Origin of the sequence: Methanolobus vulcani (assembly GCF_900100715.1) — an archaeon.
GTDB lineage: Archaea > Halobacteriota > Methanosarcinia > Methanosarcinales > Methanosarcinaceae > Methanolobus > Methanolobus vulcani.
The window spans coordinates 221,852-238,696 of record NZ_FNCA01000002.1; the positions used below are offsets into that span (position 1 = coordinate 221,852).

The 16,845-nt window shown below is 39.6% G+C and carries 19 protein-coding genes and 1 tRNA gene; 12 read left to right on the top strand and 8 right to left on the bottom strand.

Going from position 1 to position 16,845, the window contains the following annotated elements; all coding sequences use genetic code 11:
- Positions 1–67: 67 nt before the first annotated feature.
- Positions 68–1,225, top strand: coding sequence for an O-phospho-L-seryl-tRNA:Cys-tRNA synthase (gene pscS / locus BLP52_RS03685; RefSeq protein WP_091708807.1), 1,158 nt, complete (start codon positions 68–70; stop codon positions 1,223–1,225).
- Positions 1,226–1,279: 54 nt separating this feature from the next.
- Here the strand turns inward: pscS and BLP52_RS03690 are convergent, their stop codons facing one another.
- Positions 1,280–2,086, bottom strand: a complete 807-nt coding sequence (locus BLP52_RS03690) for a hypothetical protein (RefSeq protein WP_091708809.1) — start codon at positions 2,084–2,086, stop codon at positions 1,280–1,282.
- A gap of 327 nt (positions 2,087–2,413) precedes the next feature.
- Here BLP52_RS03690 and BLP52_RS03695 point away from each other — a divergent pair, with 327 nt between their 5' ends.
- Complete coding sequence (locus BLP52_RS03695; RefSeq protein WP_091708811.1) at positions 2,414–3,310, top strand: mechanosensitive ion channel family protein; 897 nt, start codon at positions 2,414–2,416, stop codon at positions 3,308–3,310.
- A gap of 11 nt (positions 3,311–3,321) precedes the next feature.
- Here the strand turns inward: BLP52_RS03695 and BLP52_RS03700 are convergent, their stop codons facing one another.
- Positions 3,322–3,990 (bottom strand): alpha/beta hydrolase, encoded by a 669-nt coding sequence (locus BLP52_RS03700; protein ID WP_091708813.1) that lies wholly within the window; start codon positions 3,988–3,990, stop codon positions 3,322–3,324.
- A gap of 163 nt (positions 3,991–4,153) precedes the next feature.
- Between BLP52_RS03700 and BLP52_RS03705 the strand changes: the two genes are divergently transcribed.
- The 5 genes from BLP52_RS03705 to BLP52_RS03720 all read left to right on the top strand — a co-directional run bounded on the left by BLP52_RS03705 (position 4,154) and on the right by BLP52_RS03720 (position 6,832).
- Positions 4,154–4,225: transfer RNA gene (locus tag BLP52_RS03705), tRNA-Gly, on the top strand.
- A 120-nt stretch (positions 4,226–4,345) separates the two neighbouring features.
- Complete coding sequence (locus tag BLP52_RS03710; RefSeq protein ID WP_091708815.1) at positions 4,346–5,059, top strand: DUF1003 domain-containing protein; 714 nt, start codon at positions 4,346–4,348, stop codon at positions 5,057–5,059.
- Between the two features lie 170 nt (positions 5,060–5,229).
- Positions 5,230–6,030 carry a carbon-nitrogen hydrolase family protein gene (locus BLP52_RS03715; protein ID WP_238380706.1) on the top strand — a complete coding sequence of 267 codons (801 nt, stop codon included), beginning with the start codon at positions 5,230–5,232 and terminating at the stop codon, positions 6,028–6,030.
- A 105-nt stretch (positions 6,031–6,135) separates the two neighbouring features.
- On the top strand, positions 6,136–6,267 hold the full coding sequence (locus BLP52_RS14765; RefSeq protein ID WP_274377633.1) for a hypothetical protein: 132 nt from the start codon (positions 6,136–6,138) through the stop codon (positions 6,265–6,267).
- A 46-nt stretch (positions 6,268–6,313) separates the two neighbouring features.
- Positions 6,314–6,832: a gamma carbonic anhydrase family protein gene (locus BLP52_RS03720; protein WP_091708817.1), complete on the top strand. Its 519-nt coding sequence runs from the start codon at positions 6,314–6,316 to the stop codon at positions 6,830–6,832.
- 25 nt (positions 6,833–6,857) lie between these two features.
- Here the strand turns inward: BLP52_RS03720 and BLP52_RS03725 are convergent, their stop codons facing one another.
- The gene (locus BLP52_RS03725) at positions 6,858–7,244 is read right to left on the bottom strand and encodes a hypothetical protein (protein ID WP_154717784.1); all 387 of its coding nucleotides are present in this window, start codon (positions 7,242–7,244) and stop codon (positions 6,858–6,860) included.
- Positions 7,245–7,367: 123 nt separating this feature from the next.
- On the opposite strand from BLP52_RS03725, the gene BLP52_RS03730 reads away from it, so the two are divergent.
- The 3 genes from BLP52_RS03730 (at position 7,368) to BLP52_RS03740 (ending at position 10,039) form a co-directional block, all read left to right on the top strand.
- Positions 7,368–8,237 (top strand): CBS domain-containing protein, encoded by an 870-nt coding sequence (locus tag BLP52_RS03730; RefSeq protein ID WP_238380707.1) that lies wholly within the window; start codon positions 7,368–7,370, stop codon positions 8,235–8,237.
- Positions 8,238–8,420: 183 nt separating this feature from the next.
- Positions 8,421–9,362, top strand: a complete 942-nt coding sequence (locus BLP52_RS03735; RefSeq protein WP_091708820.1) for a phosphotransferase — start codon at positions 8,421–8,423, stop codon at positions 9,360–9,362.
- Positions 9,341–10,039: an HAD family hydrolase gene (locus BLP52_RS03740; protein ID WP_091708822.1), complete on the top strand. Its 699-nt coding sequence runs from the start codon at positions 9,341–9,343 to the stop codon at positions 10,037–10,039. The genes BLP52_RS03735 and BLP52_RS03740 overlap by 22 nt, the downstream gene beginning before the upstream one ends.
- 6 nt (positions 10,040–10,045) lie before the next feature.
- Here BLP52_RS03740 and BLP52_RS03745 read toward each other — a convergent pair whose 3' ends face one another.
- Positions 10,046–10,654 carry a hypothetical protein gene (locus BLP52_RS03745; protein WP_091708823.1) on the bottom strand — a complete coding sequence of 203 codons (609 nt, stop codon included), beginning with the start codon at positions 10,652–10,654 and terminating at the stop codon, positions 10,046–10,048.
- Between the two features lie 32 nt (positions 10,655–10,686).
- Positions 10,687–11,589 carry a PrsW family intramembrane metalloprotease gene (locus BLP52_RS03750; protein WP_091708825.1) on the bottom strand — a complete coding sequence of 301 codons (903 nt, stop codon included), beginning with the start codon at positions 11,587–11,589 and terminating at the stop codon, positions 10,687–10,689.
- Positions 11,590–11,691: 102 nt separating this feature from the next.
- Here BLP52_RS03750 and BLP52_RS03755 point away from each other — a divergent pair, with 102 nt between their 5' ends.
- Complete coding sequence (locus tag BLP52_RS03755) at positions 11,692–12,198, top strand: DUF5788 family protein (RefSeq protein WP_238380708.1); 507 nt, start codon at positions 11,692–11,694, stop codon at positions 12,196–12,198.
- A gap of 35 nt (positions 12,199–12,233) precedes the next feature.
- On the opposite strand, the gene BLP52_RS03760 is transcribed toward BLP52_RS03755, so the two are convergent.
- On the bottom strand, positions 12,234–13,175 hold the full coding sequence (locus tag BLP52_RS03760) for a mechanosensitive ion channel family protein (RefSeq protein WP_091708827.1): 942 nt from the start codon (positions 13,173–13,175) through the stop codon (positions 12,234–12,236).
- 193 nt (positions 13,176–13,368) lie between these two features.
- On the opposite strand from BLP52_RS03760, the gene BLP52_RS14290 reads away from it, so the two are divergent.
- A complete protein-coding gene (locus BLP52_RS14290; RefSeq protein ID WP_154717785.1) occupies positions 13,369–13,536 on the top strand; it encodes a hypothetical protein in 168 nt (55 codons plus the stop codon).
- 46 nt (positions 13,537–13,582) lie between these two features.
- On the opposite strand, the gene BLP52_RS03765 is transcribed toward BLP52_RS14290, so the two are convergent.
- Positions 13,583–16,042, bottom strand: coding sequence for a tetratricopeptide repeat protein (locus BLP52_RS03765; protein ID WP_091708828.1), 2,460 nt, complete (start codon positions 16,040–16,042; stop codon positions 13,583–13,585).
- A 116-nt stretch (positions 16,043–16,158) separates the two neighbouring features.
- Positions 16,159–16,755, bottom strand: coding sequence for an IMPACT family protein (locus BLP52_RS03770; protein WP_091708830.1), 597 nt, complete (start codon positions 16,753–16,755; stop codon positions 16,159–16,161).
- Positions 16,756–16,845: the final 90 nt, after the last annotated feature.

Below are 16,845 nucleotides of genomic sequence, written 5' to 3' on the forward strand. Positions count from 1 at the left end.
TGAACATTTTTAACTAGTATTGGAAAGTTCAATATCAGTATAATTCACAGATTTACAGGGTAATATTATGGAACTTGATGATTCAATTCTTAATAAATTCGGATTTATCGCACGTGGTCCAAAGGATGCGATAAATATTGATCCGTTGCAGACAGGCGGTAAACTCACAGAAGATGCCCGCAAGGCACTTGTTGAATGGGGAGACGGATACTCGGTCTGTGATTTCTGTGGTGGTGTTCTTGACCTTATCAAGAAACCTCCAGTTGAGGAATTTGTCCATACTGCACTACCTGCATTCCTGGATACAGATGCCGTGAGGATCACCCACGGTGCGCGAGAATCCAAGTTTGCAGTCATGCATTCCATGGCTCAGGAAGGTGACTATGTGGTGCTTGATGAGCTTGCTCACTATTCATCATTCGTTGCTGCACAACGTGCAAGGCTGAATGTAAAGACTGTTCCACACAGTGGAAGTCCTGAATACAAAACAGACGTTGAAGCTTATGCTACAGCTATTGAAGAGGTTATCACTGAAACTGGTAAAGCACCTGCGCTTGCTCAGGTCACATATCCTGATGGCAGTTATGGTAACCTTGCAGATGTAAAGAGAATTTCCGATATTTGCCACAGCTATGATATTCCTCTTATGCTCAACGGTGCTTATTCTGTGGGCAGGATGCCTATCCAGGCAAAGAAGATGGGTGTGGATTTCGTTGTTGGAAGCGGGCATAAGTCCATGGCTTCATCAGGTCCTATTGGTGTGCTTGGTGTGAAGGAAGACTATGCAGACATCGTTTTCAGAAAGTCTCCAACTCATAAGGTAAAAGAGGTCGAACTTCTCGGATGTACTGCAAGGGGTGCAACTGTGATGACAATGATTGCATCATTCCCTGAGGTTGTACGCAGGACACAGAACTGGGAAAATGAGGTTGCAGATGCACGCTGGTTCTCAGCCAAACTTGAAGATATGGGCATCATGCAGATGGGTGATAAACCACACAACCACGACCTGATGTTCTTTGAGGCTCCTGTGTTCTATGAGATCTCGCAGACCGCAAAGAAGGGAAGGTATTTCCTTTACAAGGAGCTTAAGCAGCGTAATATCCATGGTATCAAGTCAGGACTTACCAAGTACTTCAAGCTCAGTACTTTCCAGGTAGGAAGGGAAAATCTTTCATATGTTGCTGATTCATTCCAGGAAATTATCGATAAGTACCAGAAATGAACTTCTGGTACTTTTCTTTCTTTTCTTCTGTTTTTCCCAGCTGAAAAAGTTAGATTATGCAATTGTGGTACTAACCAACAATTGATTCGCAGGATCATTTGTTATTTCAAATGAGGCCTTTTCAGAAGAACCTAGATTTGCTGCACGTTCAACTCTTACATATAGTACGAATGATTCTCCATTATCCAGCGAGTACACATAATGATGTAATCCAAGTTGTTCGCTTATTTCCGGTGATTGAATTGTCTCACCAGGGTTTAGCAAATAACTTTCATTAAATATGGATTTGTTATACGGATCAAAGACCTCTACAGAAAATTCGTGATTTAAACTGTCTTCGTTGATTATATCAAATGTAAGAGGGTCTACAGAATATTTTTCCAGCTCTGACCTTGAATCCGTTATGTCGTAAACAGCTACATAGTGGACAGTTTTTCCGTCAGCTACAACATCAGTAGGGAAGATACTGTACATTCTGTCATAGGTTGTTATGGATGCATATACTTCCTCTCCTCTGAGAGACATATCTACGTTGTAATCGGGATTCTCCTGTGCAAAACCTTTGTACCGGATTACATCCTGGTCACGGTCATCTATTACCTGGATTACAATATCAATGTCTTCATCCATAAGAGCAATGTTCAAAGTTCCATTTCTTGCGAAAGCATTCAATTTTTCTGTGTCTATTATGACAGTTTCATTGTAATCCCAGTCTTCAGGTAGTTTGATGGAAACTGAACCAACGTCAACCTTAGAAACAATTCCTGTGCGTTGTTCTATTTTGGTGTTTACAGCACTTGTTTGAGAGGTGATATTTTTCTGTCCATCTGATACAGTACTTAGGTTATATTCTTCGCTCATATTTTCATGATTTCCGAGTGTTCTGGAATGTAAAAAGGCACTGGCAGAAATAACAGAAAACAGAATGACTAATAGTACAATGATTTGATTTTTTGCTTTTATGTAAACTCCCTCCCGACGTGGTACTTAACTATACTTCTAACTGTTTAATTAATCTTTTTATATAATGTATTATTTCATGGAAGTATTATGTAATGTTCTTTATGATTTCATATCGCCAGTCGCTATACTATCTAACGTTTTTTTTGTCAAAAAATCGATAGAATGATATACATAGAAAATTGAGTATAGAAAAACAATTATCTCTGTAACAGGAGCAAGCTATACATGGTTAAAAAGACACCACGTAGTGGACTTATTTATGTAAAATCAAAACTTGTTCATAAATCATTGAACACTTTTTTCATGTTCTTTGTGTTTCTCATAGCCATTGCTCTGGGAATTATTGCTGTTGATGAACATCAGATATTTGATATTCCTGATGTGGTGACAGGAACACTGAAGGTATTAGTCACTATTTTTGTATCGTATGCAGTTGCAACTCTTTTTACAAAACTTACAGTGAATCGTTTTCTCAATTACTTTGAAGAATTAGGAGAAATCGAAGAGCGCATACTTATGGGTAAGATGTACCTGTGGTTTGTATATCTCATTGCAACACTGGTGGCTTTTTCACTTCTTGGTGGCACTGTAAGCAATATTGCTCTCTTTCTTGGTCTGATAACCACAGGTTTTGCGTTTGCAATAAGGGATGTCATCCTTTCATATTTCATCTGGTTCATACTGCTTACCAAAAAGCCATTCAAGATAGGCGATTACATCAGGGTGGGAGAGGATGATTATCTTGAGGGTCAGGTAAAACACATAGGACTTTTCTATGTGGTTGTTAGTCCAATGCCGGAAATGTCTGATGATTATTTCAAAATACCAAATAAGAAGTTCCTTGAAGAACCCATTAAGAATTATGGAAGGGGTAAGTTCAGAAATGTGTTCGATATGTATTTTGGAATGGATGAGGTCCCCGAAAACCTGCCAGCAAAGATCGAGGCTCTTAAAGATAAAGTATGGAACAGCCTTGATGTGAGTGTAAGTTTTTTCCTTGGTGCAGACCGCGATGGTGTGAAGATTACTGTCTATTACAAGTCTACTTATGATCGCAGGGACCAGATCAGGCATCAAATAACAAGTATGATGCTTGAAGAGCTGATGCCTTCAGGTAGATGATCTCACAACCTTCAAAGATGGTCTGCTAACCATTGTCTGTAGAAGCTGAGATGTTCTGCTGTATGAAAGTAATGTTCACCGTTTTCCATTACTTCCAGATCGCAACTAAAATCCTTTGAAAAAGAACTCACAATATCATATTCGCAAATGTTATCCTCTTTTCCATAAAGGATTGCAGTAGGGCTATTCCATCGAGTAATTGGATTTTCTTTAACATAGCAATAGTAATCCCAGTACAATATCTGTCCAATAGGTGTGAGAATTTCCTGCTCTGTGTTCAGTTGTTCCTCACTCACGTTGAACCAGTTCATCATGTTGTTAATGATGCGTTCCATGTTAACCACTGGAGAAAGGAAGAGGCACTGACGTAAGGGAATTTTTTTAAAGGCAAACAGACTGATATCATCGGTTTTTGTTTGTGCATAGTGAATTATCTTGCAGAGGTCGCTGACACAGTTCTGAACCTTGCAAGGTGTAGATTCATTTTTTCTGTCTCCATGCTGTGGAAGATCAAAACTAAGAACCTGGTACCCCAGGGAAACTGCTTCTTCGGCAAGAATGGAAATTGGAGCATCTGCTTTGTGTGACATGTTCCCATGAACTGCAACAAATAGCTTTGAGCTGTTCTCTCCCCACAGGATAGCCAGGATGTTATCGATGAGCAGGTCTTTTTTTATCATTGTTTTCTTCCAGTTTCAAAGTCACAGTAATCTCTTAAAATATTTGTGGGTGTTATGTGGATGATTATTTTTGATAGATTCTTACAATTCGTTCTAGTTCCTCTGTCACCGCCACAAAATCTATAATCTCAGCCGTAATACTATTTATCAATCTTTTTAACGTGCGGCTGTAGTCTAGCGGTCATGACCGAAGCTTCCCAAGCTTTGAACCCGAGTTCGAATCCCGGCAGCCGCATTGGTATTTTTGTTTAACGGATAATGGTTTTTAAGTATTCATTCATAGAACCAAAGGAAGTTTTGAAATATATTCAGTGATAAAAAAGCTGCTGATCAAGAAAGTGGGTGGAGTGGTCAGATGAAGCAGAAAATGATAACTTGTGAGATATGCGGTCAATCTAAAAAGATGTCAGAGGTAGTTCCTCTGGAACTAGTAAGCAAGTCAGTTATGGATATAATTCTAAAAGAACACCCCGAATGTTCATCCACAGGCCATATTTGTATATCTGATCTTAACCGTTTCAGGCAGGTCTACATAAATGATCTTCTTGAAACAGAAAGAGGTGAACTTTCTAAGTTGGAAGAGGAGGTTGTTCAAAGTCTCAGGGAGCAGGATTTTCTTTCAAAGAACATCAATCTCGAATTTGACCGGAAACTGACATTTGGGGAAAGGCTGTCGGACAGGCTTGCAGATTTTGCAGGAAGCTGGTTCTTTATCTGCTCGTTTACCTTACTGACATTATTCTGGATCGCTATAAACACATTCCTGTTGATCTCAAAACCTTTTGACCCATATCCTTACATTCTTCTGAACCTGATGCTCTCCTGTCTTGCTGCGATACAGGCGCCTTTTATTCTCATGAGCCAGAACCGACAGGAAGCAAAGGATCGCCTTCAGGCAGAATATGATTATCGCGTAAATCTGAAATCAGAGCTGGAAATCCGCACCCTGCATGAAAAAATGGATCATCTCCTGATGTATCAATTCAAGAGATTCATGGAAATTCAGGAAATTCAGATCGAGATGATGGAGGAGATCTTAGAGAAAAATGTGATTACTGAAGTCAGTTGAATCGTTCAGAAAATACCTTCTCTGATATTTCCAAAGCAAATTTACTGCCTCACTTCATGCTTCCTTTTGAAAAATCAATTTTCATCCCAAATTACAAAACCGGATATTGATACAGGTTATCTTTATTACTCGAAATCCCCTTATACTCAATCTCAAGGTGAGTGAAAACAGTGAAAGTTGCCTGCATCCAGATGAATGTCTCAGTCTGCTTAAAACATGATAATCTTCAGCATGCTCTTAAAATGGCAGAAGAAGCAGTTTCCAGAGAAGCAGAATTGCTTGTTTTCCCTGAAGTGTTCTCCACCGGATTCTGTTATGATAAAATAGAACAGGTTGCAGAAGATGTTCCGGGTCCGACAATTGATGCACTCTGTGACTTTTCAAAGGAACATGGCTGTATCCTTGCAGGTTCAATGATAGAACGAAGAGAAAAGGATACAACAAACGAAAAAGATCAATCTCCATCTCAATATAATCTGGGTTTCTGTATCGAGTCAGGAAAACTGGCAGGTTCACACCGCAAGGTCCAGCTTTACGGACCGGAAAAAGAATATTTTACATCAGGAGCCAGCATAGTTCCTGTTAAACTGAAAAAGCACGACCTTTCGGTCGGTCTTATCGTATGTAACGAACTTCGCTACCCGGAAATTGCAAGAAAACTGGCAGTTGAAGGCGCAGATATATTTGTATCATCAGCCGAGATCCCGGATTTTTACGCTCATCCCTGGCACATCATGTCAATTTCAAGAGCAATTGAAAATCAACTACCACATGTTGCCTGCAACAGGGTTGGAAAAAGAAAGCGTACAATTTACCCAGGTGGTTCTTTGATCGCAGATGGCTGGGGCCGTATCCTGAAGGAAGCCGGAAGCGAGGAAACCGTTCTCATCGGGGAAATTGATCTTGATAAAGCAAAAGAGATCAAACAAAAAGGTTCTATTTTGCAGGATTTAAGAACTGATCTTTACTGAGATGATTATGTGATTTTATTCTTCTGTTTATTGGAATAGTCTTTCCTAAAAACACCCACAGCTTTATTTTACTTACAAGACCTAATTACTTAGGAGGAGAATCATATGGCAAGATATTGTAAGATATGTGGAGCAAAAAGCGGACGATGCAATCATCTGGTAATTGATTTTAGAGAAAAGGAAGAGGAAAGCAGTAAGAACAAGGAAGATTCTCAAAACTCTGATACACAAAAATGATTTAACAAATAATTTTTGATAATCTCTTTTCCAAAACGTGATTTATATGATCCTTAAATTCAGATCTTCAAGTCCTGAAATCTCAGATTCTGCTTTTGTAGCTGACAATGCAACGGTGATAGGTGATGTAGTTCTGGGAGAAGAGTCAAGCGTGTGGTTCGGTGCGGTAATTCGTGGTGATGCAAATCCTATTCGCATAGGCAAACGTACAAACGTTCAGGACAACGTTGTGATACACATTTCTGATACATCTCGTGTAGACATAGGTGACAACGTTATCATTGGTCACTGTGCAGTGGTCCATGGATGTAAGATCGGCAATAATGTTTTAATAGGGATGAACTCAACAGTTCTGGACGGTGCAGAGATAGGAGAGAACTGTATCATCGGTGCAAATGCACTTGTACCACCGGGGAAGAAAATTCCTGCCGGGAGCATGGTCATGGGAGTTCCTGCAAAGGTTGTCAGGCATCTTTCAGAAAAAGAGATTATTGGAATAAAAGAGAATGCGGCAGTTTACGTAAAAATGCTTCATGAATACAAGGGAATGGATCCAATAAAATAAAAAAAGTATTTGGTGCAGTTGCTCTTTAGATGCCAAAGCGCACCATTGCTACAAACATAATAATTCCAAGTATGAACAATGCTCCGAAAATAAGGACCATCTTCTTTCTGAGTTCTCTTTCCTTTGGCGTAAGAGGTCTTAATTCATTTTCGTGCTTCTTCTCATTGCGGGTTCCCAAAATTGTTCCAATAACAAGACCTGCCATATATCCGTAGAATATATTGTTCAGGATAAATGCAATTGGAATACCTATTGCAATACCAATTGCAAGGCCCTGACCCATGTAGTGCCCTCTTGGATATTTCCCTGTACGTTTGTATTCTTCCTTTTTGAGCTTTAAAGCAAAATACGACATTACAAGTCCTGCAAGGAGTATTACAAGGATAATTATCATAAGAATTAAATAATTCATAACCCAGCTTTGTTTCCTTTTGGTTAATAGTTAACGGATAACAGTAATTTTTCTTTCATACATATAGTGAGTGCGCATTCTTTAGTTTCAAATAGTTGTGAAGCATATTATATAATGGAGTGAATGGCTGTCTGTGCGGCAGGGGAAGCCACAGTTCAGCATAAGAAAGGTTCACATTCAGGGAGTGAATCAATGAAAGTCGGTGACATAATGACCACAGATCTGGTCTGTGTGAAAGAGAGTGATCTCATGACACATGCCAGGCAGGTACTGCGTGATAATCATCTGCATGGACTTCCGGTACTGAACGATAATGGTTCTGTACTTGGAATGCTCGATGATCAGGATATATTGAGGATAAAGTCGAACAAATCAGATGTAACGGTAAGAGGCTACATACGTGAGACCCCTCTTATAACTCCTGAAACTGACGTGCGCGAAGCTGCAAAACTTCTTCTTCAGGCAAGGCAGCACCGCTGTGCAGTTGTAAGATCCTCAACTGACAGAACCATTGTGGGTATAATAAGTGATAAGGACATACTGAGGAATGCCCACATATCAAAAATGGAACCAAAAACAATATCCTGTATTATGAATACCAGGGTTCTGACAGCTTATCCTGATGACAGCATTGCAAAGATATGGGGTAACATGCTTGAATGGGATTTCTCTGGAATACCGGTGATATCCCATGAGGATGAGGCAATGGGCATTATAACACGCAGCGACATTATAAAAGCCGGTTTTGCCAGGATAAGGGACCGTTCCGGTGACATGCACAGCACTGGCTCAGGAGATTCTCCAAAAGTGGAGCGTCTGATGTCCACCCCGCTTTATTCCATCAGCCCGGAGACCACCATATCAAAAGCCATCGAAGCACTGAATCATCATGATGTGGGTCGTATCTGTGTGACCAATGACAAAAAGATAGTAGGCCTTGTAGATCGCTTCACCATGTTGAAGGAATGTGTTGAAGGGTTTGGCTATCTGTGATAGCACCGGAACAGGCAATTAGTATCCGAAAACAGTCATAGGAAATATATAATTGCGAGTGAGGTCATGCTTTAGATCATTGCAAAAGTTCATGTCGTACGTTTATCTTTTGATAAGGATACATATAGTCCTATATAGAAGTTAATAGAGTATATATTACTCAATTTGTGGGGACATGAATTTTTGAAAAATTACGTAAATACTCTTTATCCGGGAGATTGTTTCAGAGACTGGCTCGTCTGGATACTTGGTGACAGGATACATAACAAGAACTGTGCTGTTGACGTGTTCAAGTATTCACCATCCTCGCATACTGTTTGCAGATATAAGTTCCGGGATGAGCACTATAGTGTGATAGCGAAATTCTTTGGTGAACCCTGTGGTAAGATGAAAAGGTACAATGCCTATGAGGCAATGACAAATGAATTCAATAATCTCAAAAGAGCGGAACAATTCATTAATGTTGCAAGGCCGATAGTCATGAATAGCGATATGAATTATGTTCTCGTGACAGAATACATTTCAGGCAAGTCCCTTTTCACCTATATGGAAAGTGAAAGGCATCTTTACGACCGTTTGACATCGGTTGCACATATGCTTCGCAGGCTCCATGACAATACTGATGGGTATTATAACAAGGAGCGTGAATTTGCAAATTTTCATCATGTGCTTGACCAGCTTCATCTGAACCATTCTACAAGACAGCGTTTCAATGAACTGCTGGGAAAATGGTGGAATAGCTCACTTATAGATCGATATTCCGGGTGCATGGTACACAGAGATGCAACACCATGCAATTATATATTCAGGCATGGAGTACCTTATGCTCTGGATTTTGAAAGTTCCTGGGAGAACGGCAATGCTGTAAGGGATCTGGGAATAATGTGCTCGGAACTAAAAAATTATTTTGAGTTTAATAAAGGATCGGGAAATAATGCAGAGCCTTATATCGGGCATTTTCTCTGGCATTATAGCAGGAGTGAAGAGGATTTTCATTATGTGTCACGAACTCTTCCTTTCTTCATGAGTCTGGGTCTGCTGAGGTCTGCAAGATTGCACCGCCGTTATCCCCATTACAACTATCTTTTAAAGGAGGCTATGGAATGTCTGAAAGCTTACAGGTAAAGGGAATGATATTTGACTGTTACCACACATTGATCGATATCAGCACAGATGAAAGCAGTTTCTATACGTATGATTCACTAAGCAAATGGCTAAAGTATCATGGTGTGGTCATCGATGCTTCCCAGTTAATGGATGAATATAAAAGCAGGGCGGTATCCATGGCGGTAAGTACAGCTGAAACTTACCCCGAGATCAAAGTGGAAGATGTCTTTGAATCGATATGCAGGGATTTTTCCATATGGGATATTGATGCGGTAGAGCTTGGTGTGGCAAGTTCTCTTCTTTTCAGGTCAGCTTCGTTACGCAAGCTAGAGGCATATCCACAAAGTATGAGGCTGCTGGAGAAATACCAGGATCTTCCAAAATGTATAGTTTCCAACGGACAGCGCGTATTTTCAGAACCAGAACTGCGTTTTCTGGGTTTTTATCAGTATTTTGACCATATTATTTTCTCCTCGGACCTTGGTTATAAGAAACCTGACAAACGTCTCTTTGAGGAAGCTCTGGATCTTCTGGGGTTAGAGGCTAGTGAGGTAATATCTATTGGTGACACCCCTGAAAATGACATTGATCCTCCACAGGAACTTGGAATGCAGACCATGCACATATATGATGCATGGGAAAAAATGTTGAGTGAAGAATCCATGTTTGAAGAAAATGAGTATGGGAATGATTAGTTCTTCTTATTTTTCCTTTATTCTGCAATCATCTTTACACATGGTTCTGATAAATTGTTCCACTGAATAGTAATTTTCAGGTGTACAGAACACAATGCTCTTTTCGGCAAATCCAGCCTTAAGAGTAATTGTTTTAGATTTTGGATAAAATATGGCTTTTTTAACATTCTTCCATTTGATATCCTGGTTCTGGTGTGAAGCTGCAAGGAATCCTGTACCAGCAGCGGTTGGATTTCCTGTAAGCAATCCTGCAAATATAAGCAAAAAATTGATTTTACTGTTCTTTGCTTTCTGGTTTTCTCTGGTGATGGTACTTACTGATCTGCTGTCAAGATTGTAGGATAACATGTATTTGTTGCCGTAGTATGCAATGATAAATAGTGCTGTAAACAGGAACAATATTCCTATCAACATAAGTGCATATTTTGCATCCCTGGCATTGCTGCTTGAGGTATACATGCTTCCACTAAGGATTGACGGAAGCATGATAAGTGTTACAATAGCTGCTGTGATCAGTGTGGCAATTCCAAGTACTCTCAGTAGCTCATTGAGAATGAATCTGTTAGTTAATATTGAAACATCAATGTCCCATTCTATATTTTCCCCTGTACTCATTTTTAATCAGCCTTTTCATTTTTAATTGAAGCTTATTTCCAGCATCCAGAATGCTGGATTCCCTGTTTAAGACGTTCAATTTGAAGTCTTTTAGCCTCCCTATAGTGTCTCCATAGCAAATAAAAACCTATGATAGCAACAGATATCTGGCCAGTGAACACATTGAATAAGGTAAGAGGGAACAATGATAGAACATCAGGTAATCCGTTCCATAATCCATGTAAGGCAGCTACTGTAATGTATGCTCCAATAACCTTGAGGTTAATATGGAATTTACGGGGTCCACTTTCCCTGAACATCGTACTGACAAGTATTGCTGTCCATGTACCATGTCCGATTGGTGCTATAACTCCTCTTACCAATGTAATAAGCACTGTTTGTGAAAGACTTCCTCCACTATTGAGGAATGCTGTAAATGTGTATCCTGTACTTTCCAGCGCGGCAAACCCCATTCCGGAAGCAGCTCCAAGGATAAGTCCGTCCATTTCAGAATCATGGAAGCAGCGTTTGGCAATTATAATTACTCCTATTATTTTTGCAAACTCCTCTATAAGTCCCACTTCAAAGGAATAAAATAACGATTTTTGTGACAGGAATATTGGTTCAAGGGTAGCGGCTGCCAGTACTCCCAGCAGTCCTCCGTAGAAAAAAGCCCATGCAGTTGTCGGCATGTCCAGTTTACTAAGGTGCCTTCTCTGGTAGAAAAAGGCAACATAGGTAATGGGTACCAGGAAATTTCCAAGCATTACAACAGTGGGGAATATATTGGTATTGCGGGTAGCAGCAAGTGCAAAAACTCCGAATACATAGAGAAACAATCCTCCGGTGAAGACCTTAAGCCATGAAAGATTTCTGTTATTCTGTATTTCCTCATAATGGGCGTGCTGATCAGCATCAGTATCTGCTGATAGTTCATCAGGAGTTGTACTATCCATTTTATCCCGCTACCTTGTTTGTCCGTAATTATATGTATAACAAAACTTATTTTTATTTAAAGATACTTTGGGTTCTATCTTTGTCAGATGAAAGTAGATTATATGGCAGATACAAGATTTGCAGCATCGCCAGAATGGATCAGTGGAGATATCAATATGTCAGAAAAGGATGATACGTTGTCAGAAGTGGAAAGAAAACAACTTCTTACAGCTTTGCATTCCAGACTTTTCTGGGTAGGTGAAGAAATTCCGTATTCTGTTGACATTGAAGGTAAAAAATGTAAGTTACACGAACGTGTATGGCAACTGATAAACAAGAACAATATTACCGATGAAGACAGAAAACATATTGATGAGTATATAAGGTATCTCCGGGAAAAAGAGCAGGAAGACGAAACAAAGCTCAAAACAGAAAGTCTCACAAAAGAAGAGGCAAAAGCTCTTTTCAACGAGACCGGAGGAATTTTGAGAGCCATTATGGACCTCAGGGAAATAGAGGAGGGGACTATCAGGAAAAAGGAAAAAGAGTACCATGATATTTTTTCTAAGGAGCGTGTGGCTGAGGCACGCAGATGGCTTAAGTTCCTGAATGACACAGGTAGATCATAAATAATAAATGATGAGGAATCAATCGATTTTTAGTTTTATGGCATTTTAGTAATCTCAATACTGGATATACTTCCAATAACAATGCCTGGTTCAGTAGCAAAAGCATCAAGTAAGCCCTGGTTGAGGAGGTCATTTACATATCTTCTCTGTTTTGTATCCACTACATATCTCAGATGCATCTCTATCCTGTCACTCTCGATGAACAAGAATATCTTCGTATCAACATCATATGAAGTAAACATGTATTTTCGTTCCATGCTTGCAAGTTCTTTCTTTGAATGTTCAACATAATCCTTGATCAGTGAGTTTGTAGTCTGCAGTGCTATATCTCTTGATTTTCTCCAGTCGCTTTCGGGACTCAATATTATTGTTACTTCGTCCCATATAAAAGAAAAATCACGTGTATAGTTTTTCACAGTGCTATCAAGGACAAAACTGTTGGGCATTGTGAGTATCCTTCCTGTATATTGATCCCCATCAACCCACTCTCTGATCTCCATAAGGGTTGTATGGAAATAATTTATATCCAGAACATCACCGTAACAATCACCTACCTGTATCCTGTCTCCTGCCTGAAATGTCCTGGAAAACAGGATGATGATACCTCCGGCAAAATTACGGAACACATCCTGTAATGTAATGACAACACCAGCACTTAATATTCCGTAGGCTACGATCAATGTAGTTGTCTCTTTAAGGAAAACTATCATTATGGCTCCCACAGCCAGCAGAGTAATTACAACAGATACTACCTTGCGGAGTGTATATCTGTTCTTTGTATCCTGAACCTGTTTGCCTATGATATTTTCAAAGAAGGAATTCAACAGGTATGCAATCATTATTATGGAGGATGCTTGTATGAGTTTCAGTAGGATGTCACCATAATTAGGTGCAAGGACTGTGAAGTAATTGATGTACGAAAGTGCCAGGATGATAAAAGCAAATACGATAATCCCTATGTAGTTTCTCCCACTCACATAATATTCTTGATTTCAATCTTATATGAATTTTATCTGTAGTTTCTGTTATCACTTGTTTTTCTACATGCACTAATTAAAAATACTCATCATTATGATGATTATTAGATATCATTGTGTAGATATATTTATATAGTATGTTATAATTGTAGATTATGTAGTCACAGCCAAAACACAGGCATGTGATAGAGAAATGTCCCAAAATGGTACGATATGGACATCATCAAACCCGCCAAAAAACGAATTGGATTGCATAGGAATGTGGGATGAAGATATTCCCCTCAATATCTTCAATGTTGCACGCACCCACATTCCATTTGTCAACCAGGAGTATGAGCAAAGGCAGGGAGTAAAAAAGTAGCATTCAACTGAATGCGGGGTTATTGTCATTTCATTTACTCTACGCCTTAAGCACCCTCTTCTATTCTTCTTGCACTTTCATACATCCAGTTTGCATCATCTTTTCTTCCCATAAGCTCAAGAACGTATCCCAGATTCTCAAGGGTGATGGTCACATAGGATTTGTATGTCTTATTTTCAGGATTCTGATCCATAATAGCAGCGTATGATCGCAGTGCATTCTCATAGCTTTTCTTTGCTTCACCATACATTCCGGCATTCAGGAAAAAAGCACCCATTCCGTCAAGCACACCTGCGTGGTCAAGCTCATATTCAATATTGCAAGGATCAGCGTCCATAAGATTTCTGTAGGCTTCAAGGGAAGTGAGGAATCTCTTTTCTGCCTCATTTGCAATTCCAGCGCCCACTGCTATCTCTGCAAGTCTGGTATTGAGGGCTGCGATCCTTTCAACGGGGTACATGTTTTCAGGTTCCATGGCAGCAAGTTCTGAATATGCTTCAAGGGCATAGTTACACATATAACCGGATTCTTCTGTCTCACCTGTTTCTGAAAGCGCATATGCAATACCATCAATGACAGATGCTTTGTTAACAAGTATCTGGATGTTGTCAGGGTGTCTTTCTGCAAGGACATTGTATTTTGAGAGTAAGAATTTCAAAGTTTCAAGCTTTTTGTTGATCTGCTCTTTTGAGGCAGACATTTCCATCTTCTCAAGCAGTTTTATGATCTTAGGAATGTACCTACCGGAATCTTCACTTTCCTGAAGTTGCTCATAAAGTTCCAGTGCATCCATTAAATGTCCCATTGCAACCATTATATCTGCTTTCTTTCCCTGTATCTCTTTTATTCTTCCTGTGTTCCTTCCTTCCTGATCAGGGACAATACCAAGCAGTTCTGCTCTTATCTCAAGAATGCGGTCATATTCCTTTCCGATAAGATCAACATCACCAGTATGGTCTGCTTTCCTTTCCAGCTCTAAAAGAATGCTGTCCACCTTGTCCGCAAATTCTCTGTCAGTCTCTCCACTCTTTATAAGTTGCATATAACTTATCAAAGCCTCATCATAGCGCCCAAGATCAAATTGTGCCTTTGCTGTGTTCTTCAGAACCTCATTCATCTTAGAATCATCTCCAGTTGCATGCTTCACGGTCTCATATATGGATAAGGCTTTCTTGAAATTCTCAAGGGCTTCAGAATAACGTTTTTCTTCAGCAAGTATCAGTCCTGTTTCTCTGCACATATCTGCGCTGATGAGTCCGAGTTCAAGGTTGTCCTGACCAAGTTTTCCTATCTTTTCTCCAAGTTGTCTGTATAAATCAAGTTTTGATCCGTTTTCTTCTTTAAGCTCCGCAAGAGCCAGCATGTCTTCAATAATAGCTATTGCAGCATGGATTGTATTATTGTCATCAACTTCGCTTTGAAGGATATTTACAACAATATCTACTGATTCTTCTATGTTTCTAATTGCACCTTCTATATCACCGGAATCTTTCAGGAGATTGCCGATGATGTCTAGTGAGAAAGCCACATTTAGCTGGTATGAAGTATTTTCAGGCGCAGAGGTAAGTATTTTTCTTGATGTATCAAGTATTAGTCCATATTTATCCATCAGTTTCTGATTGTCATCCTCCGCTTCCAGAAGCCTGTTCATATCCCTCAGGATACCAATACTTATCTTCCTGCCGCCATCCTCATCTTTTTCATTGTCGATGAATGTAGAAGCAATTCTAAGTGCCTCTTCAAGTTTAGAGAATGCATCATCCTTCTGGCCTTCCTTTTCAAGCACATGGGCGCTGTTTTGCAGTATAGCAGCAACTTTCAGGGAATTTTCTCCTTCTTTTTCTGCTTCTTCCATATACAACTGCAGCAGTTTTTCGTATTTTTCTTTCTCCATTTCGGATGCATTTTCCAGAGGAATGTTCAGCAGGTTCTCACGGATGGTCTTTTTCTTCTGTAGAGTGCTGCTTTCATCCGGAGTTTCCTCATCCATTCCTTCCTGAAGTCCAAGAGCCTCTTCAAAAGCATCAAATGCCCTGTCATATTTCCCTGTTTCAGCAAAAAGAGCACCCATGTTATTCAGGGTTGAAACCATGTTGGCGATATGTGACTGGTTAGAAGGATCTTTCTGTACAAGGTCCCGGTAGTTCTGCGCAGCAATAGTATACCTGTCTCCTGCTTCTAATTTCCTTCCCGTATTTTCAAGTGCAAGCGCCATATTACTGAACATGTTAGCTCTCTGTTCAGGCAAAAGGTAATCTGGTTCACTTTCAACAATACCCGCAGCTTTGATGTATCCTTTAAGTGCTTCCTCCTTTTTACCCTGTGAGAATAACAGGTCTGCATATGTCTGCAACACTGCGACCTCAATCTGCGGTGAATCAGCATCCTTTGCCTGTTCAGCTGCCTGTTTTAAAATCTCCAGTGCATTTTCATGCTGTCCCTTCTCAATAAGGCTTACTCCTTTGTTGAAGTGCCTGTATGCCATATCTCTTGCTCTTTTGGACATGTTGCTCTCTGTTTATTTGATGATGATAAAGTAAACAAGTGAATGTTCCTATTTTATTTTTCCAGGAAAAATAATATGTAATGATTTTATTGACCCTGCTTTTTAGGTGGAAGTATCTATATAATAGTAACCCTGTTCCGGGTTATGTTAATAAGCTTTTCCTGAAAAGCATCCCTGGAATCCGAATCTACTTCCACTGTAAAAGAAACAACTTCTGTGTAATCTGTTTTTAATATAGTTCCGTACTGTTGTGCAAACCTGGAAACAGTATCCATATCAGAATACTCCGATTCGATTTTCACAACAGACTTCTCAGTAACTTCAATGATACCTGCATTTTCAATGGCTTCAATGGCCGCCTCTCTGTAAGCTCTGGCAAGTCCTCCGAATCCAAGCTTGATACCTCCAAAATACCGGGTTACAACAACTGCAACGTTGCTTAGTTCCTTCATTTCAAGGATCTTAAATACAGGTTTTCCTGAACTTCCGGCAGGCTCACCGTCATCATCATATTTCATTGCAAGCACATTGTCTCTGTTTATAAGGTATGCTGAAACATTGTGGTTTGCATCTTGGTGACGCTCTTTGATGGTAGAAACAAATGATCTTGCCTCTTCCTCATTGTCTACTGGAATGGCATTGGCAATAAATATGGAATTTTTGACCTCTTTTTGCGCCTGTCCTGCCTTATTTAAAGTTCTAAATCCTGTCAATGTTCAATCTCCATTCCATTATATTAATATATGTCCGGTACAATAATAATCAATTACTATCTACAATTCAAATTAGATATATGTAAATAC

Bases quoted from the DNA above. Each gene is read 5' to 3' on its own strand.
- BLP52_RS14765 (WP_274377633.1), top strand. From the start codon at position 6,136: ATGGCAAGATATTGTAAGATATGTGGAGCAAAAAGCGGACGATGCAAT.
- BLP52_RS03730 (WP_238380707.1), top strand. From the start codon at position 7,368: ATGGCTGTCTGTGCGGCAGGGGAAGCCACAGTTCAGCATAAGAAAGGT.
- BLP52_RS03710 (WP_091708815.1), top strand. From the start codon at position 4,346: ATGAAGCAGAAAATGATAACTTGTGAGATATGCGGTCAATCTAAAAAG.
- BLP52_RS03740 (WP_091708822.1), top strand. From the start codon at position 9,341: ATGTCTGAAAGCTTACAGGTAAAGGGAATGATATTTGACTGTTACCAC.
- BLP52_RS03725 (WP_154717784.1), bottom strand. From the start codon at position 7,244: ATGAATTATTTAATTCTTATGATAATTATCCTTGTAATACTCCTTGCA.
- BLP52_RS03720 (WP_091708817.1), top strand. From the start codon at position 6,314: ATGATCCTTAAATTCAGATCTTCAAGTCCTGAAATCTCAGATTCTGCT.
- BLP52_RS03765 (WP_091708828.1), bottom strand. From the start codon at position 16,042: ATGTCCAAAAGAGCAAGAGATATGGCATACAGGCACTTCAACAAAGGA.
- pscS (WP_091708807.1), top strand. From the start codon at position 68: ATGGAACTTGATGATTCAATTCTTAATAAATTCGGATTTATCGCACGT.
- BLP52_RS14290 (WP_154717785.1), top strand. From the start codon at position 13,369: ATGTCCCAAAATGGTACGATATGGACATCATCAAACCCGCCAAAAAAC.
- BLP52_RS03695 (WP_091708811.1), top strand. From the start codon at position 2,414: ATGGTTAAAAAGACACCACGTAGTGGACTTATTTATGTAAAATCAAAA.
- BLP52_RS03745 (WP_091708823.1), bottom strand. From the start codon at position 10,654: ATGAGTACAGGGGAAAATATAGAATGGGACATTGATGTTTCAATATTA.
- BLP52_RS03700 (WP_091708813.1), bottom strand. From the start codon at position 3,990: ATGATAAAAAAAGACCTGCTCATCGATAACATCCTGGCTATCCTGTGG.
- BLP52_RS03690 (WP_091708809.1), bottom strand. From the start codon at position 2,086: ATGAGCGAAGAATATAACCTAAGTACTGTATCAGATGGACAGAAAAAT.
- BLP52_RS03750 (WP_091708825.1), bottom strand. From the start codon at position 11,589: ATGGATAGTACAACTCCTGATGAACTATCAGCAGATACTGATGCTGAT.
- BLP52_RS03755 (WP_238380708.1), top strand. From the start codon at position 11,692: ATGGCAGATACAAGATTTGCAGCATCGCCAGAATGGATCAGTGGAGAT.